Genomic DNA, 16,832 nt, shown 5'->3' on the forward strand with positions numbered 1-16,832 from the left:
GGGGCGATTTCATTGAACGAAGATCAGAAAGCTGATGCAGCGAACTTAGCAAAACCTTATCAAGGTTTTTGGGAACGAGCAGCCCAATATATACCCGCCGATCGTCGTTTCTGCGACCCTTTGCACACATTGGCCTATGGGATTGATGCCAGCTTTTATCGTTTAATTCCCAAAATTGTTCTTAAAGTGCGTGACGTGGCGGAGGTCAAACACATATTGAATGCATCCCAGGAATATAAGGTGCCTGTAACTTTTCGAACAGCAGGCACCAGCCTCTCGGGACAAGCTGTGACGGATTCTGTCCTTGTGGTATTGCAAGGGTCTTGGAGGGGCTGCTCCATCTTGGATGAAGGTGACAAGATAGCGGTGGAGCCAGGGATTATTGGAGCTGAAGCAAATCGCTATTTAGCTCAATATGCCCGAAAAATCGGACCTGATCCAGCATCAATTGATCATGCGATGATTGGCGGCATTGCCGCCAACAATGCCAGCGGCATGTGCTGCGGGACAGCAGATAACAGTTATCAAACTGTTGCGGAGATGAAAATAATCTTCGGCGATGGAACCATGTTGGACACCGGTGATCAGAAATCTTGCTCGAGTTTTTTGGGTTCTCATACTGTTTGGGTTAGCAAAATCCGCGAAATACGAGCTCAAATCATGTCTGACCCTGAACTTGAAGCGTTAATTCGCCATAAGTACAAAATCAAGAATACAACAGGATATAGTCTTAATGCTTTTGTGGATTTTGAAGACCCCATTGACATTATTAAACATCTCATGATTGGCTCTGAGGGAACGTTGGGTTTTATAGCAGAGATTACTTATCATACAGTCGTGGAGCATAAGCATAAAGCGTCGGCCTTAATCATCTATCCCGATATGGAACAAGCCTGCTTAGCTGTGCAAAAATTGGACAGACAAACAGTATCTGCCGCCGAATTAATGGACCGGATTTCTTTAAAAACTATGGAAGAAAAGCCTGGTATGCCCGAATACTTGAAAACTCTTTCTCCGACAGCCACGGCTCTGCTTGTTGAAGTACGGGGCGCTGATCAAGAATCACTGCAGCAAACTATTAAAAATGTAGAAGATCTGCTCAGAGAAATTCCGACCGTTTTGCCGTTGAGTTTCACTGATGTTAAGGCTGAGTATGAGAACCTATGGAATATACGCAAAGGAATTTTCCCGGCTGTCGGCGCGATAAGAGCTTTGGGGACTGGGGTAGTCATAGAAGATGTTGCTTTCCCTAAAAAGAACCTTGCCGAAGCGACTTTGGCCTTGCGGGGAATTTTGGACAAGTATGCTTATCAGGATGCCATTATATACGGACATGCTCTTGATGGGAACCTGCATTTTGTCTTTACCCAAGATTTCGGTCGTCCAGAGGATTTACCCCGTTATGAAGGACTAATGCGAGACGTCAGTGATTTGGTTGTCAATCGTTTTGGCGGATCCCTGAAAGCTGAGCATGGCACTGGCCGCAACATGGCTCCTTTCGTGGAGGTGGAATGGGGGAAAAAGGCTTATGAGTTTATGAAACTGCTTAAAGCGACCTTTGACCCGGATAATCTCCTTAATCCAGGTGTTATAATTAATGACAATCCTAACGTCTATGTGGAAAATCTCAAAAATATGCCCCAAGCCCATAAGATTATTGATACCTGTACAAACTGTGGCTTTTGTCAAGATATTTGTACTTCTAAGAATTTAACCTTAACCCCGAGACAGCGGATTGTTGTGCAGCGAGAAATTCAGGAATTGCGCCGAACAGGAGCAGACCCCCAACGCTTATCTCGTCTGGAGAAAGACTTCGCCTATTCCGGCAATAAAACTTGTGCTGTCGATGGCTTGTGTGCAACGAGCTGTCCGTTAGGAATCAATACAGGGGACTACATTAAATTTTTGCGTTCTCAAGAGACAACAGCTAACAGCCGCAGAATTGCGGAAAGTTTAGCTAATCATATGACTGGTGTAACGGGAGTCATGCGTTTAGGGCTGGGTACTGTCCATGGAGTTCACAGTATTTTGGGCACGAAGCTGATGGAGGGTTTAACCCAAGGTGCGAGAAAGATTTCCGGGAACGCGATTCCTCTCTGGAACCCGTGGATGCCTAAAGCTGGCAGAGTTTTCTCCCTTAAGCATACCGGTGGAAAAGATGGGAAGAAAGTTGTCTATTTCCCCAGCTGTATCAGCCGTTCCATGGGAGCAGCCAAAAACGATCTTGATCAGAGGAGTTTGAGTGAGGCCATGCTCTCTGTTTTGGACAAAGCCGGTTATGAAGTGATTTATCCTCCCGCTATGGACAAACTTTGCTGCGGTATGCCTTGGGAAAGCAAGGGGTTTTTCGAGACCGCTGATCAGAAAAGCTCTGAGCTGGAGAAAGCGTTATTTGCAGCAAGTGAAGGGGGAAAATATCCTATTCTGTGTGATACAAGCCCTTGTTTATATCGAATGAAGCGAGTGATGCACTCGTTAAAACTTTATGAACCTGTTGAATTTATTCACGATTTTTTACTTGATCGTTTGACCTTCAATCAGCGAAAAGAAACAATTGCTATTCATGTCACCTGCAGTTCGGTGAAGATGAATCTGAAAGAGAAGTTTTACACTGTAGCCCATGCCTGTTCTGAAAATGTTATCATGCCCCAAGATGTTCATTGCTGCGGGTTTGCCGGAGATCGCGGCTTTACGTTTCCGGAACTAAATCGTTCGGCCTTAGCGGCTTTGAAAGATTCTCTCCCTGAAAACTGTCAGGCTGGTTATTCCAATAGCAGAACCTGTGAAATCGGGCTCTCCTATCATAGTGGTATTAGCTATCAATCAATTGTTTACCTTGTAGATAAGTGTTCAACTCCTCGCTAAATTTTAATGGTTAAATAAAAAGGACACAGCAAAATATTTGTTGCTATGTCCTTTTTTCCATTTGTTCACTAGAAATTTACATTAATTTCATTGGTTGTTCTCGCCTTGGAGTTACACAAAGATCATAAAGAGATTCTTAAGCTTCGGAGTTGGGCCAAGGGATAGATCAAGGAACTTGTACATTATTATATTGTAAGAAGGAAAAGCTTTCAGATGTATGAAGCGTTGACAAATAGACTAGGGGGGTATACTATGGGTTCATAGACAAAGGAGTGAATTCAATGGATGAAGATAAAGATATCCAATCGTGTGGGTGTTGCTCAGAGACGAGCAATGAAAATAATCGGACAAGTCATCACAGTGAAAAAACGATTAAAGATTTGTCTAACCGTATGAATCGGATAGAAGGTCAAGTTCGCGGCATAAAGGGTATGATTGAAAGACATGTGTACTGTGACGATATACTGAATCAAATCTCCTCTGTACAATCCGCCTTAAATGGCGTTTCCAAGCTTCTACTTGAAAAACATATGAAATCCTGCGTTCGCGAGCGTCTTGATGCTAACGATGATGAAGTTATCGATGAAGTCCTTAATACAATTTTCAGAATGATGAGATAGAGATTGAGGTGATCACTTATGACAAAAGGACAAGCCTTAAAAATTAACGTTCGGGGCATGATGTGCGAGCACTGCGTTAAGCATGTTACAAAAGCCTTGGAAGGTCTTCCCGGAGTGGACAATGTTCAGGTTTCTTTAAGCGAAGAAAATGCCAGCTTTAACTGGGAGCCATCCTTAACTAACCGCGAGAGCATTTACCAGGCGATTAAGGAGGCAGGTTACGAAGTAGATGATCCGGAATATAAAGAGAATTCAGCTAAAATACAGGGTCAAATTTCCGTCTATGGAATGACCTGTCAGCATTGCGTGAACCGGGTAAGCAAGGCCTTAGAAAAGCTGCCGGGAATGGATAACGTTCAGGTTTCTTTAAACGATTCGAAAGCCAATTTCGATTACGACCCCAGTCAGGTAAATGAGACAGATATCCAGCAGGCGGTCGAGGAAGCTGGATATTCATTGACACCTCTACCGGAAGAGGATTTAAAGGAGAATGAGGGAGAGCAAAATCCTCCGCTCACTATCAACACACCAACTGAAGATAAAGGAGAAAAGCTGTTTAAACTTACGGGTATGACTTGTGCCAATTGCGCTTTGACTATCGAAAAAGGAATTGGAAAAATGTCAGGCGTAACGCGGGCATCTGTGAATTTCGCCTCGGAAAAGCTGGCCATAGAATACGATCCGAACCTTGTGAAGGCAGAAGACGTCGTAGCCAAGGTCAAAGATCTAGGTTATGGAGCTTATAGTGAAGGTGAAGAGGAAGGTAAGCAACAGTTCAAGGTCAATGGCATGACTTGCGCTAACTGTGCCTTAACCATTGAAAAGAAATTGAAGAACACACCGGGCGTAAACTCTGCCACTGTAAATTTTGCCACAGAGACCGTTAGTGTTGAGTATAACCCCAGCGTCGTTAACCTTCAGGGGATTTTCGGGCAGGTGAGGGATGCGGGCTATACTCCTATTGAACAGAAAGAAGAGAACCGCGAGGATCAGACGGTTAAAAAGCAACTTTATTGGCTGATCTTTAGTGCTGTTCTTTCGGCTCCCATTATGCCTCTCATGTATCTCAAGATGAGTCAAACGAGTGTCTATATCATGTTTGTTTTGGCTACCATTGTCCAATTTACGGCTGGCTGGACGTTTTATCGGGGAGCCTACCATGCTTTGAAGAACCGTTCCGCGAATATGGATGTCCTGGTGGCCCTAGGGACAACAGCAGCCTACGCCTATAGTTTCATGACAACATTTCCCGGAATCTTCTTCAAAGGCCCCACGTTTTTTGATACCTCCGCTTTACTGATTGTGTTTATTCGTTTCGGCAAATATTTGGAAGCTAAAGCCAAGGGCCGCGCAGGTCAAGCCTTAAAAAGACTGCTTGAACTCCAGGCCGATAAAGCAAGAATCCTCGATCATGGTGAGGAAAAGGAAGTTCCTGCTTCCAGCGTGAAAATCGGCGATATCGTCGTTGTTAAACCCGGCGAAAAAATCCCCATCGACGGTGAAATCATCGAAGGGCAAGCCAGTATTGATGAAGCAATGATCACGGGGGAATCGATCCCCGTTGACAAAGGAGTAGGAGACCCGGTTGTCGGAGCTACGATCAACTCTTCAGGAACGATTAAGGTTAAGACAACGAAAACAGGTAAAGACACTATGCTTTCAGGAATCATTAAGATGGTTGAAGATGCTCAGGGAGTTAAACCCGAGATTCAGCGCTTAGCCGATACCATCGCGAATTATTTTGTTCCTACTGTTGTTTCCATTGCACTCGTAACGTTCTTGATTTGGTATTTTCTAATTCATAGCAGTTTTGTCTTTGCTTTAACAGCTGGAATTGCCGTACTTGTTGTCGCTTGTCCTTGTGCTTTAGGTTTGGCAACCCCGACGGCAGTGATGGTGGGAAGCGGCGTGGGCTTAAACCGAGGGATTTTATTTAAATCCGCAGCGGTGTTAGAAGGAATTTCTAAACTTGAGGCCATTGGATTTGACAAGACAGGTACGCTTACAAAAGGAAGGCCGGAAGTGACCGACATCATAGGGTTCAATGGTTATACGGAAAAAGACGTTCTTAAAGTGGCAGCAGCCGGAGAAAATCCTTCGATTCATCCACTGGCCCAGGCAGTGGTTAGCCGGGCTAAAGATGAAGGTGCAGCTATAGAAGAAGTCCAGAATTATCGGGAAGAAAGCGGTCACGGAATTATCTGTTCTTATCAAGGCAAGCAGATGCTGATTGGAAATATTAAGTTGATCCAAAAATATAACGCCAACTTAGGTTCTTCAGAGCGTGACTTCCAGCGTTTGGCGGAAGAAGGAAAAACCACAAGCTTTGTAGCGTTAGGTGGAGAAGTTATTGGCTTAATTGCTCTGGCCGACGTTCTCAAAGAAAGCACCAAAGAAGCCATTGTTCGTTTGCATGATTTAGGAATCAAGACGTTTATGGTAACTGGGGATAATAACAAAGTTGCTAAGGTTGTGGGCTCTCAAGTGGGAATTGACGAGGTGATTGCTGAGGTTCTGCCCCAGGATAAGATTAATATCGTTAAAAAATTTCAGGATCAAGGGCTGAAGGTTGCTATGGTCGGTGACGGCATTAACGATGCACCGGCTTTGGCTCAGGCCGATATTGGCATTGCTATAGGTTCCGGTACAGATGTTGCGAAAGAAACCGGTGACGTTGTTTTAGTTCGGAATGACTTGCTCGATGTGGAGCGTGCTATTCGCTTGGGACGAAAAACCTTAGGGAAAATTAAGCAAAATCTCTTTTGGGCTCTGATATACAACACCATTGGTATTCCCATAGCAGCCGGCGTTCTCTATCCGATCACCGGTAAATTATTGCCCCCAGAATGGGCAGGACTGGCTATGGCCTTTTCCTCAGTTTCAGTTGTAACAAGTTCTCTGCTCCTTAAAAACTATGATAAAAAGCTTGCGGCTTAAGTCTTGTAATGAGCTTTAGTTACTGCTAAATTTCTCTGGGTAAATCTAATCTGCCTGGAGATAATTATAAACAATTTTGGAGGTAAATAAGATGAGCGAAACTACATTAAAAGTAAATGGAATGACTTGTAATCATTGCAAAATGCATGTAGAGAAGGCCCTCAGCGGAGTAAGTGGTGTCGAGAAAGCAAGTGTTGACCTTGACAAAGGGGAAGCTGTTGTTGTTGGTAATGCTAATCGCGAAGATCTGATCAAAGCGGTAACTGATGCCGGATATAGCGCTCAATAAGAAATCTTGGGATATAAGAAATACAAACTTGATAATAGTTAAATTAAAATTTTTCAAAAACCCTCTCAATAAAACGGGAGGGTTTTTGAATATTCCGTTAAAGTAGATTGTGGTGCAATGCTTTAGAACTAAAAAGGAACTGTTCTGGCCTGAGGCTAAAACAGTTCCTTGTAGCTTAATCTATTTTCATCCGAGAATGGAAGTTGTTACTTAACAATGGCATTTTAATAATTTTTAATATTAGAAGATTAGATAGAAGGTGGTGAAGAATAGTCGAGTCATTGTTGGATTGTTTTTGGAAGACGGATACTAAATACCGTCTCCTTATCTACCTCGCTTTGAACCTGGATCGTCCCTTGATGAAGAGTAGTGATTTGCCGTACTAGTGCGAGACCAATACCCGTTCCTCCAGTTTCGCGGGCGCGGGATTTGTCGGTGCGGTAAAAGCGCTCGAAGATAAAAGGAAGTTCTTCTTTCGGAATGCCGCTGCCTGTGTTTTTTATACTGACTGTTGAAAAATTGGGCTCTGGTTTCAAAGTGACGGTTACTTCGCCTCCGACATTCGAATAGCGATAAGCATTGTGAATTAGATTATAAAACAATCTTGTTAAGAGTCGACCGTCTCCCGTCGTCATCACCGATTCGGCGGGAGGGTTCCAATTGAGAGTTAATTGTTTCTCTTGAATTAAGGGATTGAGACTATGAATAACTTTTTCCAGAAGATGTTTCAAGTCTACCGATTCGAAGATCGGTTTCAGAGCTCCCATTTCAGCTATATTTAAGTCTTTTAAGTCACTGGATAAATCAACAAGGCGATCAATTTCCTCATGAATGGAGGAAAGGTTTTCTTCATCCGCAGGCAGAACGTTGTCTTGAAATGCTTCAATGTAGCTCTTGATAGACGTTAGAGGAGTGCGCAGTTCATGGGCAATATCTGCTGTGAACTGTTTGCGGAGAGTTTCCTGGCGTTTCAAATTGTCAACCATCACGTTAAATGCGACGGCTAATTGTCCGACCTCATCGTTGGTCATAATATCTACTCGTTCATCTAAGTGCCCTTTGCCGATGTGATCAGCAGCTTGAGTTAATCGTTTCAGCGGTTTAACGAGATGACGACTGGTAAAATAACTGAGGATAATTCCAAAGAGTAAGGCTAAACTACCGGCTAACAGTAACGAGTAAAAGACTGAGGACTGAAATTGGACGTCCTGGGGATTGAGAATCGGTGCCGATGAGGGATAGCGAACAGAGGCCGTAGCCAGAATTCCTTGAGGTCCGGAAACGGTCAGATTTTTTGTTTTCCATCTTGTGGCGGGAGTAGAGTACATCGACATCCCCATACTCATTCCGCCCTGACCATTCATCATGCCGCCCATCATGTTGCTTAACGTAGCAATTTGTTTGCCGCTGGGATCGGTTAAGATAACAATTGTCCCTGCAGGGAGGGATTGGCTTATTTCTTGGAGTGAGGCGGGATCCCAGGTCCCTTTGCTCTGATAAGCGGCGCTAAGACGTGATGGTAATTGTTCAATTAACATTTCGTTTGTTTTCGTTAAGTAATTACTGAATTGTTGGTGAAAAACCAGGTCAACAGCAAGTATGCTTAAGGTAAGGGTAATAAGGGTAATGATAAGGCTGGACAGAAATAATTTTTTTCTCATCTTATCCTCCGGCGTTGGGGTTGAATTTGTAGCCAACTCCATAAACCGTCATAATAATTTGAGGATCGCTTGGTGTTGTTTCGATTTTCTGGCGGATTTTTTTAATATGGGCGTCTATAACCCGGTCATCTCCCTCGAAGTCGTGGCCCTGAACGATTTCCACTAATTGGCTGCGAGAATAAACTCGTCCAGGATGTTTGGCCAATGCACCCAGGATTTTAAATTCCGTGGGCGTTAGAAAGACTTCTTGATCTTGAAGTCGAATTTCATGCTGAACATTATCGATGGTGAGACCATTGTCATAAGTGATGACATCCGCCAGAGGAGAGGTTTCATTATTTGATCGCCGAAGGACTGCCCGTACACGGGCAACGACTTCACGAGGACTGAAGGGCTTGGTAATGTAATCATCGGCACCGATACTTAAACCTTGAATACGGTCTTCTTCTTCCACCTTGGCTGTGAGCATAATTATCGGTACTGAGGAGGTTTTTCGAATTTCTTGGCATATTTCTGTTCCTGACATGCCGGGGAGCATTAAGTCCAGGATAACAAGATCATAAGCGTTTTCATTAAACATGGTTAGCGCAATTAAACCATTGAGGGCAGTATTCACTTGAAAGCCTTCTTGTTGAAGGTAAGCTTTTAGCACTGAGGTGATTTTCTTTTCATCATCAACGAGCAGAATTCTCATAAATTAGTTCCTCCATTCCCAAGACTTATAGCTATTATACAAGAAAACGACATTTTCGGACAATCTCAAGCAATTAAAGACTCGGCTGGTTTCTTAACAAGGAACGCACTCGTCTTAAACGGGTGCGTTCCTTGATATTGAAGACTATAATTTTTTAAGAAACAGCGATCAATCAAGAAATTTGTCCTTTTTTTGCTTCGGAGATCAACTGCTTAATTTCATCGGCATTGGGTCCGTTGGGATCTTTCGTCAGAGCTGTTTGCCATAACTGTATTGCCGCGGCAGAGTTTTTCTTGATTTGATATGTGAAAACTCCGTAATTGAATAAGGCTTGCTGGAAATCGGGATTCACATGGATTGCTTTTTGATAGCTCTTATCAGCTAATTCATTTTGTCCGCTATAGAAAGCTGCTGTAGCCATATCGGTTAAAACGTTAATATCTTGTTTGCTCTGAAGAACATTTTGGTAGTATTTCGTTGCTTGCACAAAATCATTTTTGGCTTCATTAGGAGCAGCTGTTCGAGCGGCAGTTCCCAAGTCATAATAGGCATTGCCTAAATCTTGTTGAAGTTGTATCTCTTTAGGGTTTGATCGAACTTGCTGCGTAAGCTGATTGACTCGGTTTTTTAAGCCGGTATAGTCACTATTTGTCGAAGAAGCAGATGAAGCAGTAAGAGAATTTCCGCTCGAAGAACCTTTAAAATACCCATAGGCTCCTGCCCCTGCGAGGATGAAAATTAATAAACTGGCAATCATGACGGCCTTAAACGTTTGAGATTTTTGATTGTTTTCCATGTTACGTCAGCATCCCCCTAAGACTTCTGTAAGTAGTTACAGACAGAAAGGCGGCTCTGAGATTTTTGACTCTGGAGCCGTCTTAATATTTTAGCCAATAACAATTTTGCCGAACATTCCTTTGGCTGCATGCCCAGGGTATTGACAGATATAGTAGAACTCACCGGTTTGACTTGCGGAGAATGAGACTTGGGCAGAGGGATACTGGTTATTTGCCGACTCCGGAACTGGTGGGATAAAGCTGCCGGGATAAGTGGCTCCTTGCATCATCGGCATATAGGCATAGGGAGGAGCTGCGGTTGTTAACTCAACTCCATGGGGCATGCCCTTATCTTCATTGATGATTTCTAACGTTACATTAGCGCCTTGAGGAATTTTTAAAGTTGGATTTATTAAACCACCGATCACAAATTTGCCGTCTGCTTCCTCAGGTCCGCCCAGCATTACAATTTTTATTGCTGAGCCAGTATAAGTTATGGTATTTGAATTTTTGTCGACGGTGGCATTGGTCAAAGAAGAGTTCATTTCGTTTGCCGCACTAGTCGCATCCTTTAAAGCTTGACTATATGTGTTCCCGTTTCCATTCCCATATCCGTAACCATTCATGAATCCATAGCCACCGCAATAGCCACCTGTCTGGCCGTTACTGAAGCTATTGTTCCCGGAACCGTTGTATCCGGAACTATTGCTGTAGTAGCCGCCCATCATACCATACCCACCAGGAAATCCGTTAGGTCCTGGACTGGTGTTTGAATTGCTGTTTGCTGAAGATTGGGGAGGATTTACAGGCTGATTTACAGAGGGTGAAGAATCAGCGGCAGAATTGTTTGTACTTGTATCGGCGGCGGTTTGGCTAGTTGGATTTTTATAAACAGTAAGTAAATAATTGCTGTTGTTCCCCGAGGAATGGGGTATTACGGATTTAGAGTTCATAGCAGCATATACCGAGCCAGAAAAAGCTATTAAGCTAGCGATTGAGAGACCTACAATCCATTTTGTTTTTTTCATACTTAGTTCCTCCTGTGTTTAAAAGTACCTAATATTGATCTGCAATTTTATGGTTTAAGTATAGGGGTCCAATACGATTTTGTTATGAATGAGTTGTGAATTTCTTGTGAATTTCTAAAGCTTTTTTTAAAAACTTGAAAGAAGCTGTTGTAAAATGCATAAGCGCTCTTCATCATAAATAGTGGTATGAATCATCCATTTATTCATTATGCAACAGCCCCTCAAGAATTCAGACTTAATATTGTATGTTTTCTCCAGCAATATCCAGCAGAAGATCAATGAAGTTTTTCTTCCTTCCCGCATATAGTTAAACGTTACTAAGCGCGAAGGGAGACTTTAACGTGGATAAAGATTCCGGCTCCGCAGATGAGTCAAAACCTCTGATATCAGCCAAACGGCACCCCCTCAAAATTATTGCTATTATTGCTCTTATAATTATCGGTGGGATAGGCCTTTCACTCGTTTTATATACCAGGGACACGGGACAGATTGCCAAGGGTATTGTCTTAGAAATTCCCTTGGGACAATTAACGTTTGCAGATGCCCAGTCCAAGCTGGAACAACAGAGAACTAAACTATACGAACATCCCCTTCAACTCACAGCCGGCGAGAAAACCTTTTCATTTACGATGAAAGAACTTGGTTTCACATATTCTTATGAAAAGCCACTGCAGCAGGCCTATCTTATCGGGAGAGAAGGGAATATCGTTAATAAAGCTGCAGCTAAATTTAAAGCGAGTTGGGGTATAACTTTTACACCAGACTATGAGTGGAATAATCAAACCCTGTCAGGTATCCTGACTCAACATCTCTCAAGTTTGAATATGCCCGCAGAAAATGCCCACTTTATCGTTAACCCCGATGACTCAATGCAAATAGTTGCCGAAAAGGTTGGAAAACAAGTTGATCTTGAGAACCTAATAACAAGCATAAAAAAGGCTCCTATTGAAGGTGCAGCACATATTCCTATCCCATTTAAAAGCATAAAGCCAGGTCTAACCCAAGAGGACTTGGAGAAAGTAAAGAGCTATGATCTTATAAGTGAATACTCAACCATCTTCGATTTAAATCAAAAAGAACGGACCATCAATCTTAAGTTAGCAGCCCAAGCTATTGATGGTTTGGTTCTGAAACCGGGAGAGACGTTTTCGTTTAACCAAACTGTAGGACCTAGAACTGTTGAAGCCGGGTATCAAGAAGCTATAATTATTGAAGGGAATTCCTTCGTGCCAGGTTTAGGCGGCGGAGTTTGTCAGGTCTCCAGCACTTTATACAATGCAGTTCGTTTAGTATCCTCATCGGTAACTGTTATTGAGCGGTCGCGTCATAGCCTACCTGTGGCCTATGTTCCTCCAGGGCAGGATGCAACGGTTGCCTATCCGGATCTGGATTTCAAGTTCAGAAATGACTCAGGGGATTTCATTCTTATCCGAAGTGATATCAACGGTCATTCTTTAAACTTTAAGCTCTATGGAAAGGCCAAGAAGAAACAATAATCTTGATATAATACCTGAACAAGTTACAACTGTATTCATTAATTATGTTTTTGTTTATAACTCATTTGAGCTGCTGGTAAAATTATTTGATTGACAATTCAGCCAAAAATCAGTATATTGATAACGAACCATATGAAAACGGTTTCATACTTTAAATGAAGAGTAGCTGAGTGACTTGGCTTTTTAATTCCCAGATCTTAGGCTGCAAGAAAATAAACTGACATCCGGAGACATGATTTTAGCTATTTTTAAGAAAAGGCTATGCAAAGAGTGCTTGAAACAGCGTTATTTTGCAGATTCGTGGCAGAAAAAATGAAAATGATTAAAAAGAAGGATTCCGACCTGCGAAAAATGAGACTATTCTGTACTTTGGCGAGACATATTAGGCAAATCTGTGGTAGCGGTTCCACATGATATGCAAGACAATCGGAGTTGAACGTTATATATGGCTACTATAAGGGATGTTGCAAGATTAGCGGGGGTCTCGATTTCAACGGTCTCTAGAGTCTTAAATAAGAGCGGTTATGTTAATGTCGAGACGGAGAGAGAAGTCAATAAGGCTATTCAAATGTTAAAATATGAACCGAGTGACGTTGCCAGGGGATTGACGAATAAGAAAACCAGAACGATTGCCTTAATTCTGCCGGATATTGTGAACCCTTTTTTTCCTGAGTTAAGCAGGGCTGTTGAAGATGTGGCGCGGACGTCAGGATATACTGTAATCTTCGGCAATTCTGACGGCCAGGCAAATAAAGAGAAGGCCTACATTAATATCCTTAAACAAAAGTATATCAGTGGGATTATTTTTGCTTCCCATAACCTTAACCGCGATGATGTCGAGTATTTAGAGAAAATCGATATACCTTTTGTTGTTTTAGACCGAGCACCTTCTCAAGAAGGTTGTACCGTTGTTCGCTCCAACAATTTTGAAGGCGCCAAACGTGCTGTTCAACACCTACTTGACGCAGGATGCAATAAAATTGCTCATATATATGGGCCTCAGGAAATAAACACTGCTAAAGACCGTTTAATCGGCTATGAGGAATCTGTTAAGAATTTTAAATGGTATAGCCCGACTTTAATGGTACCTGGGAATTTTAAGCTGGACGGAGGGATGAATGCCGCCCATGTGTTGATGGAACGGCATCCTGATGTCGATGGTATTTTTGTGGGCAATGATTTGATGGCGGTGGGCGCGCTAAAAACTCTCCTGCGTTTGGGTATAAACGTTCCGAATCAGATAGCTATCTGCGGGTTTGATGGAATTCATCTGGCAGAGGCTGTTGAACCGGAGTTAACAACAATAGCTCAGCCTATTTATGAAATGGGAGCCTTGGCTGCAGATTTATTAATCAAGAAAATAGAAGGGGCCGTGGTCGATAACCGCATTTATGAATTAGAGGTTAAGTTAGTACCCCGGGCTTCAACAACAAAGTGTATTTGAGTTACTTAGATGAACTGGAAATCATTCCCGACAATGTCCTTCAACTATAGTTTTAACTATTCGATGTGGTAACGGTATCATATTCTAAAGGCGCAAAAGGTACAAGTGTTATTGTCAAACTACTGCCTTCGATCAAGCGATAATACAGAAAAAAAGACAGGGGTGTCAAGGGAATGAAAAAAAAAGGCGTGCTTCATGGGGAATTGTCACGATTCATTGCTGCATTAGGTCATGGTCAGACCTTAGTTATTGCAGACTATGGGTTACCGATCCCGCCCCAGATCCCATTTGTTGATTTAGCGGTTTGTGAGGGTGTTCCTGCTTTTGAGGATGTGTTCAATGCTGTTCTAAGCGAATTGAGCGTCGAACAAATTACAATCGCTGAGGAACTGCAAGAGGCTCATCCGGATTTGTTTGCTAAAATCAAAGGGGCGACAGATGCTCCACTGGAACATGTAAGTCACGAAGTATTTAAAGAACGTTTAGCATCGGCTGCAGTAATTGTCCGTACTGGTGAGTGGACCTCTTATGCTAATGTCATCTTAAAGTCTAGTGTAGTATTTTAGGTGGTGAATTTATGGCACTCTTAGAAATGAAGGGAATCTGTAAAGGCTTCTCAGGTGTCAAGGTTCTTCAAGGGGTTGACCTGCAGGTCAGCGGGGGAGAGGTAGTGGCCTTACTTGGTGAAAATGGCGCAGGTAAGTCCACATTAATGAAAATCTTAACTGGGGTCTATGCAGCAGATGCAGGTCAAATAGCAATCGACGGAGAGACTGTATCTATTAAGGCGATTCCCGATGCCCAGAACCTAGGGATCGAGATGATATATCAAGAGCTTAACCTATTTCCTAACTTATCAGTGGCGGAAAACTTTCTGATTGGGCATGAGAATGAATTTCGGACTCTGGGTTTCGTTAATTATCCTCTTCTCTATAAGAAGGTTGGGGAGACAATGGCAGCATTGAATCTTAACCGTGATCCCAAAGAATCGCTGGGCGGCCTAAGTGTTGGCGAACAGCAGTTGGTGGAAATCGGCAAGGCCTTGCAGAAAGATGTTCGCTTTCTCATTATGGACGAGCCTACCTCCGCTTTGAGCCGGGCTGAAACAGAACGACTTTTTGAAATTGTCCGTTCTCTCAAGGATAAAGGCGTTGGAATTATTTATATTTCCCATCGCCTAGAGGAATTGTTTGCTGTGGCAGATCGGGTGACAGTATTACGGGACGGTCAGTTCATTGCCACGGTTAAGACCGAGGAGACAACAGAGCGGGAATTGGTTTCTTTAATGGTTGGCCGGGAGATTGAGGAACGCTATCCTCATGTTGAAACGACACCGACTGAGATTGTACTGCGTGCAGAGCAATTAAGTACGCAATTTGTCCAGAACGTTAGTTTAGAAGTTAGAGCAGGGGAAATCGTGGGCCTTGGCGGCCTGATGGGTTCCGGACGCACGGAGGTGGCTCGTGCTTTAAGTGGAATCGATGCTTTAAAGTCCGGCGAAATCATCCTTGAAGGCCGGAAACTCTCCTTAAGAACCCCTATTAATGCAATTCGTTCCGGGATAGCCCTTGTAACCGAGGACCGTAAAAATGAAGGACTGCATCTTCCCTTTTCCATTCGTGAAAATTTGGCTCTCCCAACCCTCGATGCGCGAAGTCGTTGGGGCATAATTTCCAGGCAAAAGGAACGGGAGAATGCGGAGCATTGGGTTAAACAATTGAGAGTTAAAACTCCAACTATTGAGCAGTCTGCACAAAATTTAAGCGGTGGAAATCAACAAAAGGTCGTCATTGGTAAATGGTTATCTTGTAACCCGAAATTGCTGATTTTGGATGAGCCGACACGAGGCGTTGACGTGGGAGCGAAACAGGAAATCTATCAGTTAATGAACCAATTGAAGTTAGAAGGAAAGGCAGTTTTGCTGATTTCTTCCGACTTGCCTGAATTGTTGGGCATGAGCGATAGGGTCTATGTAATGCACGAAGGAGTTATTATGGGTGAATTACAGAGCGGAGAGATGGAACAAGAAGCGTTTATGCGTTTAGCTACGGGAGGTGAGGTATAATGGAACGAATTATCAAAACTATTAAACGTTATCATTTAGGACCGACAATTGGTCTCATTATTTTAATTTTCATTCTCTCTTTTGCAACCGCTAAGTTTTTTACCTTTGGAAATCTGCGCAACGTTGCCCTGCAAATTTCAGTGAATGCTTTGATCGCAGTGGGAATGACCTTTGTCATTCTTACATCTGGGATTGATTTATCGGTTGGATCTACTCTGGCTTTAAGTGCAGCGCTTGCTTCGCAGCTAATGGTCGGACACGTTAACCCTTGGGTAGCTGTTATTGCAGCTTTGGCTTTTGGGGGGGTGGCTGGAGCAGTTAATGGGTTGTTTGTCGCCTATGCAGGCTTGGCCCCTTTTATTGTTACCTTAGGGACGATGACGCTGTTTCGAGGAATGACAGAAATCTATACCAATGGCATGCCTATTTATAATTTGCCTCAAGAGTTTGCTAAATTCGGCACCGGGACATTTTTGGAAATTCCTATTCCGGTCTGGGTAATGGCTTTTGTCCTTATTACCGCTTGGGTTGTACTCCATCGAACAATTGCCGGAAGACGCATTTATGCAATTGGAGGAAATGAGCGAGTTTCCTTCTTGGCTGGAGTTCCAGTAAAACGTTATCTTTTGAGTGTTTATGTCGTCAGTGGTATTTTGGCTTCTTTAGCAGGAATAATTTTAGCTTCCCGTTTAGGCTCTGCAGAACCAACTGCAGGCGTGGGATATGAGCTGGATGCCATTACGGCAGTCGTACTTGGCGGGACCAGTTTGGCCGGGGGAGAAGGCACGTTAGTAGGGACTCTTATCGGGGCCTTGATTCTCGGAATTATTGATAATGGTTTGAATCTGCTCAATGTCAATTCTTTCTATCAAGATGCCGTGAAAGGATTAATTATTCTCGCGGCGATTATGCTTGATCGCAAGAAATCCTCAGCGAGGTAAGAGGCCCTGCGGCCTC

13 protein-coding genes are annotated in these 16,832 nt (G+C 43.1%); 9 read left to right on the forward strand and 4 right to left on the reverse strand.

The genetic code is table 11. From position 1 onward, the window contains the following. The first annotated feature begins 12 nt into the window (after positions 1-12). From B5771_RS20345 to B5771_RS20360, 4 genes are all read left to right on the forward strand, one after another. Positions 13-2,865 (forward strand): FAD-binding and (Fe-S)-binding domain-containing protein, encoded by a 2,853-nt coding sequence (locus B5771_RS20345; RefSeq protein WP_088189158.1) that lies wholly within the window; start codon positions 13-15, stop codon positions 2,863-2,865. Between the two features lie 281 nt (positions 2,866-3,146). Beyond that, positions 3,147-3,485 (forward strand): metal-sensitive transcriptional regulator, encoded by a 339-nt coding sequence (locus B5771_RS20350; protein ID WP_088189159.1) that lies wholly within the window; start codon positions 3,147-3,149, stop codon positions 3,483-3,485. 18 nt (positions 3,486-3,503) lie between these two features. Continuing rightward, positions 3,504-6,422, forward strand: coding sequence for a heavy metal translocating P-type ATPase (locus B5771_RS20355; protein WP_088189160.1), 2,919 nt, complete (start codon positions 3,504-3,506; stop codon positions 6,420-6,422). A 91-nt stretch (positions 6,423-6,513) separates the two neighbouring features. Beyond that, positions 6,514-6,711, forward strand: a complete 198-nt coding sequence (locus B5771_RS20360) for a heavy metal-associated domain-containing protein (RefSeq protein WP_088189161.1) — start codon at positions 6,514-6,516, stop codon at positions 6,709-6,711. A gap of 278 nt (positions 6,712-6,989) precedes the next feature. On the opposite strand, the gene B5771_RS20365 is transcribed toward B5771_RS20360, so the two are convergent. The 4 genes from B5771_RS20365 to B5771_RS20380 form a co-directional block, all read right to left on the reverse strand. Continuing rightward, positions 6,990-8,372: a HAMP domain-containing sensor histidine kinase gene (locus B5771_RS20365; RefSeq protein ID WP_088189162.1), complete on the reverse strand. Its 1,383-nt coding sequence runs from the start codon at positions 8,370-8,372 to the stop codon at positions 6,990-6,992. A 1-nt stretch (position 8,373) separates the two neighbouring features. Beyond that, positions 8,374-9,066 (reverse strand): response regulator transcription factor, encoded by a 693-nt coding sequence (locus B5771_RS20370; RefSeq protein ID WP_088189163.1) that lies wholly within the window; start codon positions 9,064-9,066, stop codon positions 8,374-8,376. A 172-nt stretch (positions 9,067-9,238) separates the two neighbouring features. Continuing rightward, a complete protein-coding gene (locus tag B5771_RS20375; protein WP_088189164.1) occupies positions 9,239-9,862 on the reverse strand; it encodes a tetratricopeptide repeat protein in 624 nt (207 codons plus the stop codon). A gap of 90 nt (positions 9,863-9,952) precedes the next feature. Next, positions 9,953-10,870 (reverse strand): hypothetical protein, encoded by a 918-nt coding sequence (locus B5771_RS20380; RefSeq protein WP_088189165.1) that lies wholly within the window; start codon positions 10,868-10,870, stop codon positions 9,953-9,955. Positions 10,871-11,211: 341 nt separating this feature from the next. On the opposite strand from B5771_RS20380, the gene B5771_RS20385 reads away from it, so the two are divergent. The 5 genes from B5771_RS20385 to rbsC all read left to right on the forward strand — a co-directional run bounded on the left by B5771_RS20385 (position 11,212) and on the right by rbsC (position 16,816). Continuing rightward, entirely contained in the window at positions 11,212-12,366 is a 1,155-nt protein-coding gene (locus B5771_RS20385; RefSeq protein WP_088189166.1) for a VanW family protein, read from the forward strand. Between the two features lie 445 nt (positions 12,367-12,811). After that, positions 12,812-13,810 carry a LacI family DNA-binding transcriptional regulator gene (locus B5771_RS20390; protein ID WP_088189167.1) on the forward strand — a complete coding sequence of 333 codons (999 nt, stop codon included), beginning with the start codon at positions 12,812-12,814 and terminating at the stop codon, positions 13,808-13,810. A gap of 173 nt (positions 13,811-13,983) precedes the next feature. Beyond that, positions 13,984-14,376, forward strand: a complete 393-nt coding sequence (gene rbsD, locus B5771_RS20395; RefSeq protein WP_088189168.1) for a D-ribose pyranase — start codon at positions 13,984-13,986, stop codon at positions 14,374-14,376. A gap of 11 nt (positions 14,377-14,387) precedes the next feature. Then, positions 14,388-15,875, forward strand: coding sequence for a sugar ABC transporter ATP-binding protein (locus B5771_RS20400; protein WP_088189169.1), 1,488 nt, complete (start codon positions 14,388-14,390; stop codon positions 15,873-15,875). Further along, the gene (gene rbsC, locus B5771_RS20405; RefSeq protein WP_047808014.1) at positions 15,875-16,816 is read left to right on the forward strand and encodes a ribose ABC transporter permease; all 942 of its coding nucleotides are present in this window, start codon (positions 15,875-15,877) and stop codon (positions 16,814-16,816) included. The genes B5771_RS20400 and rbsC overlap by 1 nt, the downstream gene beginning before the upstream one ends. Positions 16,817-16,832 lie beyond the last annotated feature (16 nt).

Origin of the sequence: Desulfosporosinus sp. FKA, from assembly GCF_002196785.1 — a bacterium.
GTDB lineage: Bacteria > Bacillota > Desulfitobacteriia > Desulfitobacteriales > Desulfitobacteriaceae > Desulfosporosinus > Desulfosporosinus acididurans.

Excerpts from the sequence above, each read along its gene's own strand:
- B5771_RS20350 (WP_088189159.1), top strand. The coding sequence starts at position 3,147 with ATGGATGAAGATAAAGATATCCAATCGTGTGGGTGTTGCTCAGAGACG.
- B5771_RS20355 (WP_088189160.1), top strand. The coding sequence starts at position 3,504 with ATGACAAAAGGACAAGCCTTAAAAATTAACGTTCGGGGCATGATGTGC.
- B5771_RS20360 (WP_088189161.1), top strand. The coding sequence starts at position 6,514 with ATGAGCGAAACTACATTAAAAGTAAATGGAATGACTTGTAATCATTGC.
- B5771_RS20365 (WP_088189162.1), bottom strand. The coding sequence starts at position 8,372 with ATGAGAAAAAAATTATTTCTGTCCAGCCTTATCATTACCCTTATTACC.
- B5771_RS20370 (WP_088189163.1), bottom strand. The coding sequence starts at position 9,066 with ATGAGAATTCTGCTCGTTGATGATGAAAAGAAAATCACCTCAGTGCTA.
- B5771_RS20375 (WP_088189164.1), bottom strand. The coding sequence starts at position 9,862 with ATGGAAAACAATCAAAAATCTCAAACGTTTAAGGCCGTCATGATTGCC.
- B5771_RS20380 (WP_088189165.1), bottom strand. The coding sequence starts at position 10,870 with ATGAAAAAAACAAAATGGATTGTAGGTCTCTCAATCGCTAGCTTAATA.
- B5771_RS20390 (WP_088189167.1), top strand. The coding sequence starts at position 12,812 with ATGGCTACTATAAGGGATGTTGCAAGATTAGCGGGGGTCTCGATTTCA.
- rbsD (WP_088189168.1), top strand. The coding sequence starts at position 13,984 with ATGAAAAAAAAAGGCGTGCTTCATGGGGAATTGTCACGATTCATTGCT.
- B5771_RS20400 (WP_088189169.1), top strand. The coding sequence starts at position 14,388 with ATGGCACTCTTAGAAATGAAGGGAATCTGTAAAGGCTTCTCAGGTGTC.
- rbsC (WP_047808014.1), top strand. The coding sequence starts at position 15,875 with ATGGAACGAATTATCAAAACTATTAAACGTTATCATTTAGGACCGACA.